Origin of the sequence: Mycolicibacterium llatzerense (assembly GCF_025331195.1) — a bacterium.
In the GTDB taxonomy this organism is placed as follows: Bacteria; Actinomycetota; Actinomycetes; order Mycobacteriales; family Mycobacteriaceae; genus Mycobacterium; species Mycobacterium llatzerense.
In genome coordinates this window covers 202,871-216,226 of the sequence record NZ_LXOV01000016.1, presented here as the reverse complement: position 1 = coordinate 216,226, position 13,356 = coordinate 202,871, and the positions used below count along the sequence as shown (strand labels likewise).

The window sequence follows — 13,356 nt, the reverse complement described above, 5'->3', positions numbered from 1 at the left end:
TGAGGTCTCAGATAGGTTACGAAACGGCATCGGCGTTGTCCAACGGGAATGGCCAATCTATCAGCCCGCCCCCCGATCCTGTTAACCAGCATCACAATGTGAGGGTCGTCACGCTACGCCCGTAGCACTTGACGCGGGCCCGATCTGGTCTTTCGGACGGCCGATCGGCACCAACCGCAAACGCGGCGCCATGCCCGCATCGGCGAGTACCTCCAGTGCGCGGCGCTCGTCGTCCATCAAAGTCTCGGGCACACCCAGCAAAACGCTGACCACGCAGTCACCACAGCCGGGACCACGCACCGCGCAGTCGTCGCAGTCGATCTTCACCGGCCCGTTGTCCATCTTCATCTCTGACTCCTTTATCGGTTGAGGCGCACGCTAGCGACGTCCACCGACAAAAAGTGCGCCTGATCAGCAACCCGATAACGGAATGACATCGATGGGATTTCTTGTCGGTGCCGGCCCCTACTGTCGCGTCATGGGCTCCGGCAGCGCCACCGACCAGCTGGCTTTCGATCTTGATGAGGCGTTGCTGCGTGACACCACGTTCGTGGTGGTCGACCTGGAGACCACCGGCGGCCGGGCCCGGGCGGACGAGACCGGCGGCGGCTGGGACGCCATCACCGAGATCGGCGCCGTCAAGATCCGCGGCGGCGAGATCATCGGCGAACTGGGCACCCTGATCGACCCCGGTCGTGCCATCCCACCCCAGATCGTGCAGCTGACCGGGATCACCACGGCCATGGTCTGCGACGCCCCGCGCATCGAATCGGTGCTGCCCGCATTTCTGGAGTTCTGTCGCGGCGCCGTCCTGGTCGCCCACAACGCGGGCTTCGACATCGGCTTCCTGCGGGCCGCGGCCGAACGCGCAAAGCTGCCCTGGCCCAACCCGCCGGTGCTCTGCACGGTCAAGCTGGCCCGCCGCGTGCTGACCCGGGAGGAGGCGCCGAGCGTCCGGCTCTCGGAGCTGGCCCGGTTGTTCCGCGCCACCACCACACCCACCCACCGGGCCCTCGACGACGCGCGCGCCACCGTCGACGTGCTGCACGGGCTGCTGGAGCGCATCGGCAACCAGGGTGTGCACACGCTGGCCGAGCTGCGCGGCTATCTCCCCGACGTCACCAGCGCACAGCGCCGCAACCGCAAGCTCGCCGACGCACTGCCGAACTCCCCTGGCGTGTACCTGTTTCGCGGGCCGTCCGAGGAGGTGCTCTACGTCGGCACCGCGGTCGATCTGCGCCGCCGGGTCCGGCAGTACTTCACCGGAGCCGACCCGCGCGCCCGCATGAAAGAGATGGCGTCACTGGCCGTCCGCGTCGATCACGTGGAGTGCGCCCACGAGCTGGAAGCCGGGGTTCGCGAACTCCGGCTGCTCGCCGCACACGCACCGCCCTACAACCGGCGCTCGAAGGCTCCGCACAAATGGTGGTGGGTGGTGCTCACCGACGAGGCGTTCCCTCGTTTCAGCGTGATCCGGGCACCGCGGCACGACCGGGCCGTCGGCCCGTTCCGGGCCCATGCCGACGCCGTCGACGCGGCCCTGCTGCTGGCCCGCTTCACGGGAGTGCGGACCTGCACGAACCGGCTGGCCCGGGCAGCCGAGCACGGGCCGCAGTGCCCGGAGCGTGAACTGTCGCCGTGTCCGGCGCCCCGCGGTATCACCGCCGGAGGGTATGCCGAATTCGCCGGCCGGGCCGCGGAAAACATTGCCGGCGTTGATGATTCCGCACTCGACGCAGCACTGAAACACATCGACGACCTGGCGGCCGAAGGCCGCTACGAGACCGCGGCACGGCTCCGGGACCATGCCGCCACCGTCATCGACGGACTGTGGCGCGGTCAGCGCCTGCGGGCCCTGACCGCGCTGCCGGAACTGGTGGCCGCCCGGCCCGACGGTGCCGGCGGCTGGCACCTCGTCGTGGTCCGGTACGGCCAATTGGCGGCCGCAGGCAACGCACCGCGCCGGGTCCCGCCGATGCCCGTCGTCGACGCGATATCCGCTGCGGCACAGGTGATCCTGACGTCAGAGCGGCCGCTGGGCGGCGCGCCCGTCGAGGAGGTGGCGCTCATCGTGCGCTGGCTGGCCGCGCCCGGCGTGCGCATCGTGCGCACCGACACCGACACCGACACCGAATCAGGGGCGGGCTACTGCCTGCCGATCACCGCGGCCGGACGGTGGGCCGAGTGGGCCGCCACCGCCCGGTCGGCCCGGGCGGCGGCGCAGCAGGCACAGCGGTCAGACCTTCTGGGTGAACCGAGCCCACCGCGCGAGCAGCTGCTCGGCCGCGCCCGAATCGATCGCCTCGGTGGCGCGGGCCAGGCCACGCTCCCACGCCGGCACCCACTGGGCGTCGCTGGATAGCCCGGCATGAGCCACCATGGCCCCCGCGGCGTTGAGCACCACGGCATCCCGCACCGGGCCGGCCTGGCCGGCCAGTACCGCACGCACCGACTCCGCGTTGGCCGTGGCGTCACCGCCACGCAATTCGCTCAGGTCAGCGCGCGCGAAACCGAACGCCGCCGGATCCAGCGTCAGCCGCTCCACGGTGCCGGCCTGCACGCGCCAGATGGTGCTCGTCGTCGTGGTGGTCAGCTCGTCGAGCCCGTCGTCGCCGTGCACCACCAGGACGCTGGAGCCGCGCGCGGCGAACACACCTGCCATCACCTCGGCCAGTTCCGCCCACGCGCAGCCGATGAGACCGGCCCGCGGCATCGCCGGATTGGTGAGCGGCCCAAGGAGATTGAAGACCGTCGGCACCCCGATCTCCCGCCGCACGGCCGACGCGTGCCGGTAGGACTGATGGAACTGCGGGGCGAACGCGAACCCGATGCCCACCTCGGTGACCGAGCGGGCGACGTCTCCCGGCGACAGGTCGATCCGCACGCCCAGGGCTTCCAGGGTGTCGGCACCACCGGACAGCGACGACGCCGCCCGGTTCCCGTGCTTGATCACCGGCACTCCGCACGCGGCGACGACGATCGACGCCATCGTGGACAGGTTCACGGTGTTGGAGCCGTCGCCTCCGGTACCCACGATGTCGACGACATCGGTGCCGATCGCCGCGAGCGCGTCCGCGGGCACTTTTCGGGCGTGTCGCAACATCACGTCGGCGAGCTCCGTCACCTCCGCGGAGGTCGGCCGCTTCATCTTCATCGCGATGGCGAATGCAGCGATCTGCGCCGGGGTCGCGGAACCGGTCATGACCTGGTCCATTGCCCACCCCGCCTGACCCACGGCAAGGTTCTGGCCGGTGGTCAGCCGGCCCAGGATCTGGGGCCACTGGGGCCCGTCGGTGATCGGTTCCTGATGGGGATCGGTGGTTGGCACGAACCCGATTATGACCAATGTCGGCACCCGGGTGGAGTTCAACAACTACAAAGCGTCATACTTACCGCTGTGACGAGCGCTGTAGGTACCTCCGGAACCGCCATCACGTCGAGGGTGCATTCGCTGAACCGGCCGAACATGGTCAGTGTCGGCACCATTGTGTGGCTTTCCAGCGAGTTGATGTTCTTTGCTGGCCTGTTCGCAATGTATTTCACCGCGCGTGCCCAGGCCGGCGGCGATTGGCCGCCGAAGCCGACCGAACTCAATCTGGCCCTCGCGGTGCCGGTGACGCTGGTGCTGGTCGCGTCGTCGTTCACCTGCCAGATGGGCGTGTTCGCGGCCGAGCGCGGCGACGTGTTCGGGCTCCGCCGGTGGTACGTGATCACGTTCCTCATGGGCCTGTTCTTCGTGCTGGGCCAGGGCTACGAGTACATCCACCTGGTCGAGCACGGCACCACCATTCCCGGTAGTGCCTACGGTTCGGTGTTCTACCTGGCCACCGGTTTCCACGGCCTGCACGTCATCGGCGGTCTGGTGGCATTCGTCTACCTGCTTGCCCGCACGAAGATGAGCAAGTTCACGCCGGCCCAGGCCACCGCTGCCATCGTTGTGTCGTACTACTGGCACTTCGTCGACATCGTGTGGATCGCCCTGTTCGCCACCATCTACTTCGTCCGATGACCAACTCGTCGATGAGAAGGGGTTCGATGACCAGCAAGTCCCGTCGTCGGTTACACCGGCGCCTCTCAGCAGCGATGCTGCTGCTGCTCGGACTTCTAGTCGCTGGTGGCCTTGCGGCCACCCTGACGCCGCGGCCTCAGGTCGCGGTCGCCGACGAGTCGCAGCTGGCTTTGCTGCGCACGGGCAAGCAGTTGTTCGAAACGTCCTGCATCTCGTGCCACGGCGCCAACCTGCAGGGTGTGACGGACCGCGGCCCGAGCCTCATCGGCGTCGGCGACGCGGCCGTCTACTTCCAGGTGTCCACCGGCCGCATGCCTGCCATGCGCGGCGAGGCCCAGGCTGCCCGCAAGGACCCGGCGTTCGACGAGCACCAGATCGACGCCCTCGGCGCCTACATCCAGGCCAACGGCGGCGGTCCCCAGGTTCCGCGTGACGCCAACGGCCAGATCAACCAGCACTCGTTCATCGGTGAGAACGTCGCCCGCGGTGGCGACCTGTTCCGCCTGAACTGCGCGTCCTGCCACAACTTCACCGGCAAGGGTGGCGCGCTGTCGTCGGGCAAGTACGCGCCCGACCTCGGCCATGCCGCCGAAGTGCCGGCGCAGGTGTACACCGCCATGCTCACCGGCCCGCAGAACATGCCCAAGTTCTCGGACCGCCAGCTGTCCCCGGAAGAGAAGCGCGACATCGTCGCTTACGTCCGCGAGTCGGCTGAGCACCGCAGCCAGGGCGGCTACGGCCTCGGCGGCTTCGGCCCCGCGCCCGAGGGCATGGCGATGTGGATTATCGGGATGGTCGCCGTGATCGGCGCGGCTATGTGGATCGGAGCTCGCGCATGAGCGAGAACGTGAACATTCCCAGTGACGCGGAACTGCGCGAGATGTCGCGCGAAGAACTCGTCGAACTGGGCGGAAAGATCGACGGCGTCACGACCGTCTTCAAGGAGCCGCGCTGGCCCGTCGAGGGCACCAAGGCGGAGAAGCGCGCCGAGCGTCAGGTCGCGGCCTGGCTGCTGCTCGGTGGTCTCTCCGGCCTGGCCCTGCTGCTGGTGTTCCTGTTCTGGCCGTGGGAGTACAAGCCGTTCGAGTCCGACGGTGAGTTCATCTACTCGCTGGCCACCCCGCTGTACGGCCTGACCTTCGGTCTGTCGATCCTCGCGATCGGCATCGGCGCGGTGCTCTTCCAGAAGAAGTTCATCCCCGAGGAAATCTCGATCCAGGACCGCCACGACGGCGCCTCCCCCGAGGTCCATCGCGCCACCGTCGCGGCCAACCTGACCGATGCGCTCGAAGGCTCGACGCTCAAGCGTCGCAAGCTGATCGGCCTGTCGCTCGGCGTCGGCCTCGGCGCATTCGGCCTGGGCACCGCGGTCGCCTTCATCGGCGGTCTGATCAAGAACCCGTGGAAGCCGGTCGTGCCGACCGCCGACGGCAAGAAGGCCGTCCTGTGGACGTCGGGCTGGACCCCGCGTTTCCACGGCGAGACCATCTTCCTGGCGCGGGCCACCGGCCTGCCGGGTGAGTCCCCCTTCGTGAAGATGCGTCCCGAGGACCTCGACGCGGGCGGCATGGAGACCGTGTTCCCGTGGCGTGAGTCCGACGGCGACGGCACCACCCTCGAGTCGCACGAGAAGCTCGGCCACATCGCTCTCGGTGTGCGTAACCCGGTGATGCTCATCCGCATCAAGCCCGAGGACCTGAGCCGCGTGGTCAAGCGCCAGGGCCAGGAGAGCTTCAACTTCGGTGACTTCTTCGCGTACACCAAGGTGTGCTCGCACCTGGGCTGCCCCTCGTCGCTGTACGAGCAGCAGACCTACCGCATTCTGTGCCCCTGCCATCAGTCGCAGTTCGACGCGCTGCACTTCGCGCGGCCGATCTTCGGACCGGCGGCCCGCGCCCTGGCGCAGCTGCCGATCACGATTGACAAAGAGGGCTACCTGGTCGCCAACGGCGACTTCATCGAACCCGTCGGACCGGCATTCTGGGAGCGCAAATCATGAGTCCCAAGCTCGCTGACATCGCTGCCGCACAAGGCGATGCGATCGACTCGCGGTACCACCCGTCGGCCGCGGTACGCCGCCAGCTGAACAAGGTCTTCCCGACGCACTGGTCCTTCATGCTCGGTGAGATCGCGCTGTACAGCTTCCTGGTTCTGCTGCTCACCGGCGTGTACCTGACCCTGTTCTTCGATCCGTCGATGGTCGAGGTCGTCTACAACGGCGTCTACCAGCCGCTGCGTGGCGTGCAGATGTCGCGCGCCTACGAATCGGCTCTGGAGATCTCGTTCGAGGTCCGCGGTGGCCTGTTCGTCCGCCAGATTCACCACTGGGCCGCACTGATGTTCGCCGCGTCGATCATGGTGCACCTGGCGCGCATCTTCTTCACCGGTGCGTTCCGCCGCCCGCGTGAGGCGAACTGGATGATCGGCTCGCTGCTGCTGATCCTGGCCATGTTCGAGGGCTACTTCGGCTACTCGCTGCCCGACGACCTGCTGTCCGGCATCGGCCTGCGCGCCGCGCTCTCCTCGATCACCCTCGGTATCCCGGTCATCGGCACTTGGATGCACTGGGCGCTGTTCGGTGGCGACTTCCCCGGCAACATCATCATCCCGCGGATGTACGCCCTGCACATCCTGCTGATCCCGGGCATCATCCTGGCCCTGATCGGCGCCCACCTGGCGCTGGTGTGGTTCCAGAAGCACACCCAGTTCCCCGGCCCCGGCCGCACCGAGAAGAACGTCGTCGGCGTGCGCGTCATGCCGGTGTTCGCAATGAAGGGCGGCGCGTTCTTCGCGCTGGTCACCGGCGTCCTGGGCATCATGGGCGGCCTGCTGCAGATCAACCCCATCTGGGAGCTCGGCCCCTACAAGCCCTCGCAGGTATCCGCCGGCAGCCAGCCCGACTTCTATATGATGTGGACCGAAGGCCTGGCCCGTATCTGGCCGGCCTGGGAGTTCTACCCCTTCGGCCACACCATCCCGGCCGTGATGGGCGTCGCCCTGCTGATGGGCGTGGTGTTCGGTCTGCTGATCGCCTGGCCGTTCCTGGAACGGAAGTTCACCGGCGATGACGCGCACCACAACCTGCTGCAGCGTCCGCGCGACGTGCCGGTCCGCACCGCCATCGGTGCCATGGCCATCGCGTTCTACATGGTGCTGACCCTGGCCGCGATGAACGACATCATCGCGCTCAAGTTCGACATCTCGCTGAACGCCACCACGTGGATCGGCCGCATCGGCATGGTCGTCCTGCCCGCGATCGTCTACTACCTCACCTACCGCTGGTGTGTAGGCCTGCAGCGCAGCGACCGCGCCGTTCTCGAGCACGGTATCGAGACCGGCATCCTCAAGCGGCTGCCACACGGCGCGTACGTCGAGCTGCACCAGCCGCTGGGTCCGGTCGACGACCACGGCCACCCGATCCCGCTGGAGTACCAGGGTGCCGCACTGCCCAAGCGCATGAACAAGCTCGGATCGGCCGGCTCGCCCGGTACCGGCAGCTTCCTGTTCGCCGACTCTGCCGTCGAACAAGCCGCCCTCGCCGACGCCGAACATGCCGCCGAGCACAAGGCACTCACCGCGCTCAAGGAATACCAGGACGAGATTTCGCCCAACGGGTCCAACGGCCACCACTAGTTCGATATACGGTTTCGGCCCGGTCTGGTTTCCACCAGACCGGGCCGAAGTCGTTTCCGGGGTCCACTCCCCTACCCCACCGGATTCTCTCGCCGTTGACTCCGCCCTGAGGGCGGGAAATGTCGAGTGCTGTACGCCCTCAGGGCAGACTCAGCTGGGTGACGGCGCGAACCCGCACCGATCCAGGTGCTGAACTCGCGAGATCGCCAGCGGGCGGACAGACCGATCTTGTGACGGCCCTCGACATGCGGACATCCCCGGTCGACGTCCGCCCCTGTTCACCATGGACGCAGTGATCCCCCGAGCGTCGGGGCTTAGCGACTTGCATCCGCGAGAGCAACTGGGTGGCGGAGAATCGGGCAGAATTCCGCCACCCCGTTGCTCTCGGTGGTCAGACCTGGATCATGGCAGTTGATTCGGACGACAACTCAGCACCGGGATCGACGAAAATGGCTGTGCCAGGCGTAGTTTCCTGCGATCGTTCGGCGATGTCAGCAACGACCGCCTTCGCCGACAACTAAGCCGTGCGGGCGTCCTCGGCAGAAGCCTCCAGCACCGCGTGCAGACCACGCAGGCAGTACCAGGGAATGGCCACCATGACCGCGGTGAGGACAACTGCGAGGCCGTACAGGATCCAGGCCAGCTCGTCGTGGCGGTCGGCCAGCATGTACGCGCCCAGGAAGACGAACAACGTCGCGGCGCCCATGGCGGCGGCGATCCCGAGAGTGCAGCGCAGCCACAGCTGATCCACCGCGGCTACCGGAAAGCCCACCATGCTGGTCGCCGGCGATGCCGAGTAGCGCCGTACCACCGGATCGTCGAAGGATCGCAGCGCGCTCTGCGGGGGTTCGCCGGCAGGGCTGCGGTCTTCGGCGGACGGCCCGCCCCCGAGCAGCGGCAGCGGGGCTGCCCCGCCGCGGCGGGCGCGCAACAACAGCGGGATGGCACCCACGATCACGGCCGCGGACACCCCGATGACGGTGTACAGCAGCCACGGGGTGTGCGCCGCCGGAGCACCCGACGGGTGCCGGGTACCGAGGTCCACCAGCGCGACGACGGCCGCTACCCCGGCGCCGAGGGCCGCCAGCCACAGGGCCACACAGCCACCGAGCAGAAGACGGTCCAACTGCTCGGGGCTGCCGCCGGTCACTCGCGACCGGGTTGAAGTCTCAGCGTTGTACGGCATTTAACAGCTCGTCTGCCAATCATCGTTTGTCTGCGAGGCCAGGGTCTGGCCGTCGCTGGTCACAATCGAACAATTCAGGTGGCTCAGCCGCAGCAGGCTGGACGCCTGGACCGAGCCCACATCTGACATCGAGATCGGTGTCAGAGTGATCATCCACGGGATGTAGACGTTCTGCTGGGTGCGCTGGCGTCCCGCGGCGTCGGTGTAGGTCACCGAAATACGGTCCAGCGGCGCCTTGGTGCCCCAAATGCGGTACGTGACATACCTTGGCCCGGTCGGCGGCGCGGACGTCGTCGCCGGCGGCGCGGCCGCGGCGGTGCTGGGCGGCGGGGGCGGCGGCGGTGTCGTGGTGGTGAACTCGTCCTGGAACGGGGGCGCCGACGTGGTGCTCGTCGACGGTGTCGCCACGTTCTCCGAGCTGGTGTTGCGGGTCACCAGAATGGCGACCGACGCCACCAACGAGATGGCGGCGATGATCGCCACGACGCCGACCACCCACGGCCACCGCGGTGGCGGGGCGTCGTCGGTGGTGTCGGATTTGGCCTCGTAGCTGTCGTAGTCGTACAGCCCCGGCTCGGGCGGCACGTACGGAGCGACGGTGAAGTGCTCGGATTCGGGCGCAGAGTAGGCCTGCGAATAGATCTCGGTTTCGCCGGTGCCTTCACCGACGCCCGATGTCTCCCGGGCCGCATCATCCGAGCCCGGGGAATGTGACCCGCTCACGTACGCCTAATCCCTCTCGACCGCTGTGTCGCTGCAGCTGAGGAACACCGCTTGCGGCGACATTCCAGCGCTCCGGCAGACATTACCCAACATGGGCCCGGCGTGGCCGTGAGGAGGCCGCCTTCAGGACCATCTGACATACGGTTGTGACCTGACCGCAGAGCGATCAGGTCACAGGGTCCGTAGATGTCAGTGCTTCTCGGGGCCCGTGTAGTACTCGAACGTCAGGCCCGCGACGGTGGCCAGCACGAAGCACACACCGGCAACGATCAGCCAGGGCAGCCACAGGCCGATACCGACCGCAGTGGTCGAGGCCGACAGCGCGATCAGCAACGGCCACCAGCTGTGCGGGCTGAAGAAGCCCAGCTCGCCTGCGCCGTCGGAAATCTCGGCGTCTTCGTAGTCCTCGGGCCGGGTGTCGAGACGACGGGCCACGAAGCGGAAGAACGTGCCGATGATCAGCGACAGACCGGTGGTCAGCACCAGCGCTGTGGTGCCGGCCCACTCCACGCCACCGTTGGCATACAGCGCGGTCAGCGCGCCGTAGCCGACGGTCGCCAGGGCGAAGAAGGCGGTCAGAATCTCGAAAAGTCGGGCTTCGATATGCATTGCGTATCCCCTACTTGCTCGCCTGAGCCGGCGAGCCGGCCTGCTCGCCGCGGCGAGTGTCGAACGGATGGGTCGTCTGGGCCACCGGCGGCAGTCCGATCGACACCAGCGCGTCGGCGTTGGTCGCCTTGGGGTGATCGATGCGGTACTGCAGGTAAGCCTTGAACTGCTCCGGCTCCACCACGCGCACCTCGAAGTTCATCATCGAGTGGTACGTGCCGCACATCTCGGTGCAGCGGCCGACGAACGGACCGGTCTTCTCGATCTCGGTGACCTGGAAGATGTTGTCCGAGTGGTTGGCCTCGGGGTTCGGGATGACGTCCCGCTTGAACAGGAACTCCGGCACCCAGAAGCCGTGGATGACGTCGGCCGACGCGATCTGGAACTCGATGCGCTTGCCCTTCGGCAGGACCAGGATCGGAATCTCGGTGCTGGAGCCGATGGTCTCGACCTTGTCGAAGTTCAGGTAGCTGCGGTCCTCGGGGTTCTCGCCACGGATCGCGCCGACCTTCTCCTCGCCATGCGCGTCCTTGCCCTCGGGCTTGGACTTCATGGCTTCCTTGCGGGCGGCGTCAGCGCCGTCGTAGGAGAAGGTGTTGTCCTTGAAGGCCACCTTCTGGTAGCCGAACTTCCAGTTCCACTGGAACGCGGTGACGTCGATGGTGACCTCAGCAGGCTTGCTGTGGTCCATCATCTTCTCCTGCACCACGACGGTGAAGTAGAAGAGCACCGAGATGATGAGGAACGGCACGACGGTCAGCACCAGTTCCAGCGGCATGTTGTAGCCGAACTGGCGAGGCAGCTCCGTGTCAGTCTTCTTCTTGCGATGGAACGCCATCGCCCAGAAGATCAGCGCCCACACAATGGCGCCGACGACGAACGAGGCGATGACCGACCAGACCCACAGGTCACGGTTCGCATGGGCTTCGGGGGTAATACCCTCCGGCCAGCCCAAGCCGAATACGGTCTGCCAGCTGCATCCGCTGAGCAGCAGCGTCGACGCGCCGAGAATGGCGGACAACGCCACCAAACGGAGCCCGCGAGCGGTCACGTTGAGGCCCTCCTAGAGGTCGGTCAAGCCGGTCGAATACTACGCAGCGTAGACCACGCCCATGGCACCGAGCGAAGCGACCGGCCAATCGGCAGCGCCAGTTCTGAGTTCACCCGCCTGAACAGGCATACTGGCGCCGTGTGCGGACTGCTGGCCTATCTGGCCGACCCTCTTGCCGACCATTCCACTGACCTGGTGAACGCGGTTTCGGATGCCACGCATCCGATGCGCCACCGCGGTCCGGACGAGTCGGGGGCGTGGGCGGACGACAGCGATCCGACCGATGGCCACCACACCGTTGTGTTCGGCTTCAACCGGCTCTCGATCATCGATATCGCGCACAGCCATCAGCCGCTGCGCTGGGGCCCGCCGGAGTCTCCGGACCGGTACGCGCTGGTGTTCAACGGCGAGATCTACAACTACCTCGAGTTGCGTGAGGAACTGCGGGCCGAGTTCGGCGCCGAGTTCGCCACCGAGGGCGACAGCGAGGCGATCGTCGCCGCGTACCACTACTGGGGCACGGCAGCGCTGGGCCGCCTGCGCGGGATGTTCGCCTTCGCGCTGTGGGACACGCAGACCCGTGAGTTGTTCTGCGCGCGTGACCCGTTCGGCATCAAGCCGCTGTACCTGGCGACGGGCCCCGGCGGCACCATCGTGGGCAGCGAGAAGAAGTGCATTCTCGATCTGGCGGCCCGCGCCGGCATCGACCTGAGCATCGACGAACGCGCCGTCCAGCACTACACGGTGCTGCAGTACGTGCCCGAACCCGAGACGCTGCAGCGCGGCATCCGTCGGCTGGAGTCGGGCAGCTACGCCCGGATCCGGCCCGGCCAGCAGCCCGAGGTGACGCGGTACTTCAAGCCGAAGTTCGCCGCTGTGCCATTTGTCACAGGGCAGGAACAGGCCCGGTACGACGAAATCACCGCGGTGCTGGAGGATTCCGTCGCCAAGCACATGCGGGCCGACGTGACCGTCGGCGCGTTCCTGTCCGGCGGTATCGACTCCACCGCGATCGCCGCGCTGGCGATGCGGCACAACCCGAAACTGATCACGTTCACCACAGGCTTTGAGCGCGAAGGATTCTCGGAGGTCGACGTGGCCGTCGCCTCCGCCGAGGCGATCGGCGCGCGGCACGTGACCAAGGTGGTCAGCCAGGCCGAGTTCGTCGAGGCGCTGCCGGAGATCGTCTGGTACCTGGACGAGCCGGTGGCCGACCCGGCACTGGTGCCGCTGTTCTTCATCGCCCGCGAGGCCCGCAAGCACGTCAAGGTCGTGCTCTCGGGCGAGGGCGCCGACGAGTTGTTCGGCGGCTACACCATCTATCGGGAACCGTTGTCGCTCAAGGCGTTCGACCGCGTCCCGCGCGGGCTGCGGCGTGGGCTCGGCAAGGCGTCCAAGTCGCTGCCGGACGGTATGCGCGGCAAGAGCCTGCTGCACCGCGGGTCGCTGACGCTCGAGGAGCGCTACTACGGCAACGCCCGCAGCTTCTCGGACGAGCAGCTGCAGGCGACCCTGGCGCAGTTCAATCCGGAGTGGACCCACACCGATGTGACGGCGCCGATCTACGCCGAGTCCGCCGGCTGGGATCCGGTGGCGCGCATGCAGCACCTGGACCTGTTCACCTGGTTGCGCGGCGACATCCTGGTCAAGGCCGACAAGATGACCATGGCCAACTCACTGGAACTGCGGGTGCCGTTCCTCGATCCCGAGGTCTTCGCGGTCGCATCCAGGCTGCCGTATGACCAGAAGATCACCCGGACCACGACCAAATACGCGTTGCGGCGGGCCCTTGAGCCCATCGTGCCCGCCCATGTGCTGCACCGCGCGAAGCTGGGTTTCCCGGTGCCGATCCGGCACTGGCTGCGCTCCGGCGAGCTGCTGGAGTGGGCCTACGCGACGGTCAACGCGTCGCAGACCGGGGACCTGATCGACCTCGACGCCGTGCGGCAGATGCTCGAGGAGCACCGCAACGGCGTCAGCGATCACAGCCGCCGGCTGTGGACGGTGCTGATCTTCATGCTGTGGTACGCCATCTTCATCGAGGGCAGCGTCACGCCGCAGATCAGCGAGCCCGTCTACCCCGTCGAGCTCTGACCCCGAATACACCGAAAGTGCGGGAAATGACCGCGAATTCGGCTTGAATTC

At 67.2% G+C, this 13,356-nt stretch carries 11 protein-coding genes and 1 pseudogene; 6 read left to right on the top strand and 6 right to left on the bottom strand.

Going from position 1 to position 13,356, the window contains the following annotated elements:
• Positions 1 to 108: 108 nt before the first annotated feature.
• The gene (locus tag A7G45_RS25805; RefSeq protein ID WP_043987105.1) at positions 109 to 348 is read right to left on the bottom strand and encodes a hypothetical protein; all 240 of its coding nucleotides are present in this window, start codon (positions 346 to 348) and stop codon (positions 109 to 111) included.
• 82 nt (positions 349 to 430) lie between these two features.
• Between A7G45_RS25805 and A7G45_RS25800 the strand changes: the two are divergent.
• A pseudogene (locus tag A7G45_RS25800) lies at positions 431 to 2,299 on the top strand (DEDD exonuclease domain-containing protein); the annotation flags it as partial.
• Here A7G45_RS25800 and trpD read toward each other — a convergent pair.
• Positions 2,237 to 3,328, bottom strand: a complete 1,092-nt coding sequence (gene trpD / locus A7G45_RS25795; protein WP_231575724.1) for an anthranilate phosphoribosyltransferase — start codon at positions 3,326 to 3,328, stop codon at positions 2,237 to 2,239. The pseudogene A7G45_RS25800 and the gene trpD overlap by 63 nt on opposite strands.
• Positions 3,329 to 3,397: 69 nt before the next feature.
• Between trpD and ctaE the strand changes: the two genes are divergently transcribed.
• From ctaE to qcrB, 4 genes are read left to right on the top strand one after another with little or no spacing between them, the layout of a single operon-like run.
• A complete protein-coding gene (ctaE, locus tag A7G45_RS25790; RefSeq protein ID WP_043403275.1) occupies positions 3,398 to 4,009 on the top strand; it encodes an aa3-type cytochrome oxidase subunit III in 612 nt (203 codons plus the stop codon).
• Positions 4,010 to 4,035: 26 nt separating this feature from the next.
• Complete coding sequence (gene qcrC, locus A7G45_RS25785) at positions 4,036 to 4,848, top strand: cytochrome bc1 complex diheme cytochrome c subunit (RefSeq protein ID WP_061003208.1); 813 nt, start codon at positions 4,036 to 4,038, stop codon at positions 4,846 to 4,848.
• Entirely contained in the window at positions 4,845 to 6,008 is a 1,164-nt protein-coding gene (qcrA, locus tag A7G45_RS25780) for a cytochrome bc1 complex Rieske iron-sulfur subunit (RefSeq protein WP_064858744.1), read from the top strand. The genes qcrC and qcrA overlap by 4 nt, the downstream gene beginning before the upstream one ends.
• The gene (gene qcrB, locus A7G45_RS25775) at positions 6,005 to 7,642 is read left to right on the top strand and encodes a cytochrome bc1 complex cytochrome b subunit (protein WP_071287035.1); all 1,638 of its coding nucleotides are present in this window, start codon (positions 6,005 to 6,007) and stop codon (positions 7,640 to 7,642) included. Before qcrA ends, qcrB begins: the two co-directional genes overlap by 4 nt.
• A 517-nt stretch (positions 7,643 to 8,159) precedes the next feature.
• On the opposite strand, the gene A7G45_RS25770 is transcribed toward qcrB, so the two are convergent.
• From A7G45_RS25770 to ctaC, 4 genes are all read right to left on the bottom strand, one after another.
• Positions 8,160 to 8,828 carry a DUF2561 family protein gene (locus tag A7G45_RS25770; RefSeq protein WP_260941191.1) on the bottom strand — a complete coding sequence of 223 codons (669 nt, stop codon included), beginning with the start codon at positions 8,826 to 8,828 and terminating at the stop codon, positions 8,160 to 8,162.
• Positions 8,829 to 9,551, bottom strand: coding sequence for a hypothetical protein (locus tag A7G45_RS25765; RefSeq protein WP_260941189.1), 723 nt, complete (start codon positions 9,549 to 9,551; stop codon positions 8,829 to 8,831).
• A 189-nt stretch (positions 9,552 to 9,740) separates the two neighbouring features.
• On the bottom strand, positions 9,741 to 10,160 hold the full coding sequence (locus A7G45_RS25760; protein WP_043399640.1) for a cytochrome c oxidase subunit 4: 420 nt from the start codon (positions 10,158 to 10,160) through the stop codon (positions 9,741 to 9,743).
• Positions 10,161 to 10,170: 10 nt separating this feature from the next.
• Complete coding sequence (ctaC, locus tag A7G45_RS25755) at positions 10,171 to 11,211, bottom strand: aa3-type cytochrome oxidase subunit II (RefSeq protein ID WP_071289421.1); 1,041 nt, start codon at positions 11,209 to 11,211, stop codon at positions 10,171 to 10,173.
• Positions 11,212 to 11,349: 138 nt separating this feature from the next.
• Between ctaC and asnB the strand changes: the two genes are divergently transcribed.
• Complete coding sequence (asnB, locus tag A7G45_RS25750) at positions 11,350 to 13,305, top strand: asparagine synthase (glutamine-hydrolyzing) (RefSeq protein ID WP_260941185.1); 1,956 nt, start codon at positions 11,350 to 11,352, stop codon at positions 13,303 to 13,305.
• Positions 13,306 to 13,356 lie beyond the last annotated feature (51 nt).

Bases quoted from the DNA above. Each gene is read 5' to 3' on its own strand.
- A7G45_RS25805 (WP_043987105.1), bottom strand. From the start codon at position 348: ATGAAGATGGACAACGGGCCGGTGAAGATCGACTGCGACGACTGCGCG.
- qcrC (WP_061003208.1), top strand. From the start codon at position 4,036: ATGACCAGCAAGTCCCGTCGTCGGTTACACCGGCGCCTCTCAGCAGCG.
- qcrA (WP_064858744.1), top strand. From the start codon at position 4,845: ATGAGCGAGAACGTGAACATTCCCAGTGACGCGGAACTGCGCGAGATG.
- qcrB (WP_071287035.1), top strand. From the start codon at position 6,005: ATGAGTCCCAAGCTCGCTGACATCGCTGCCGCACAAGGCGATGCGATC.
- A7G45_RS25770 (WP_260941191.1), bottom strand. From the start codon at position 8,828: ATGCCGTACAACGCTGAGACTTCAACCCGGTCGCGAGTGACCGGCGGC.
- A7G45_RS25760 (WP_043399640.1), bottom strand. From the start codon at position 10,160: ATGCATATCGAAGCCCGACTTTTCGAGATTCTGACCGCCTTCTTCGCC.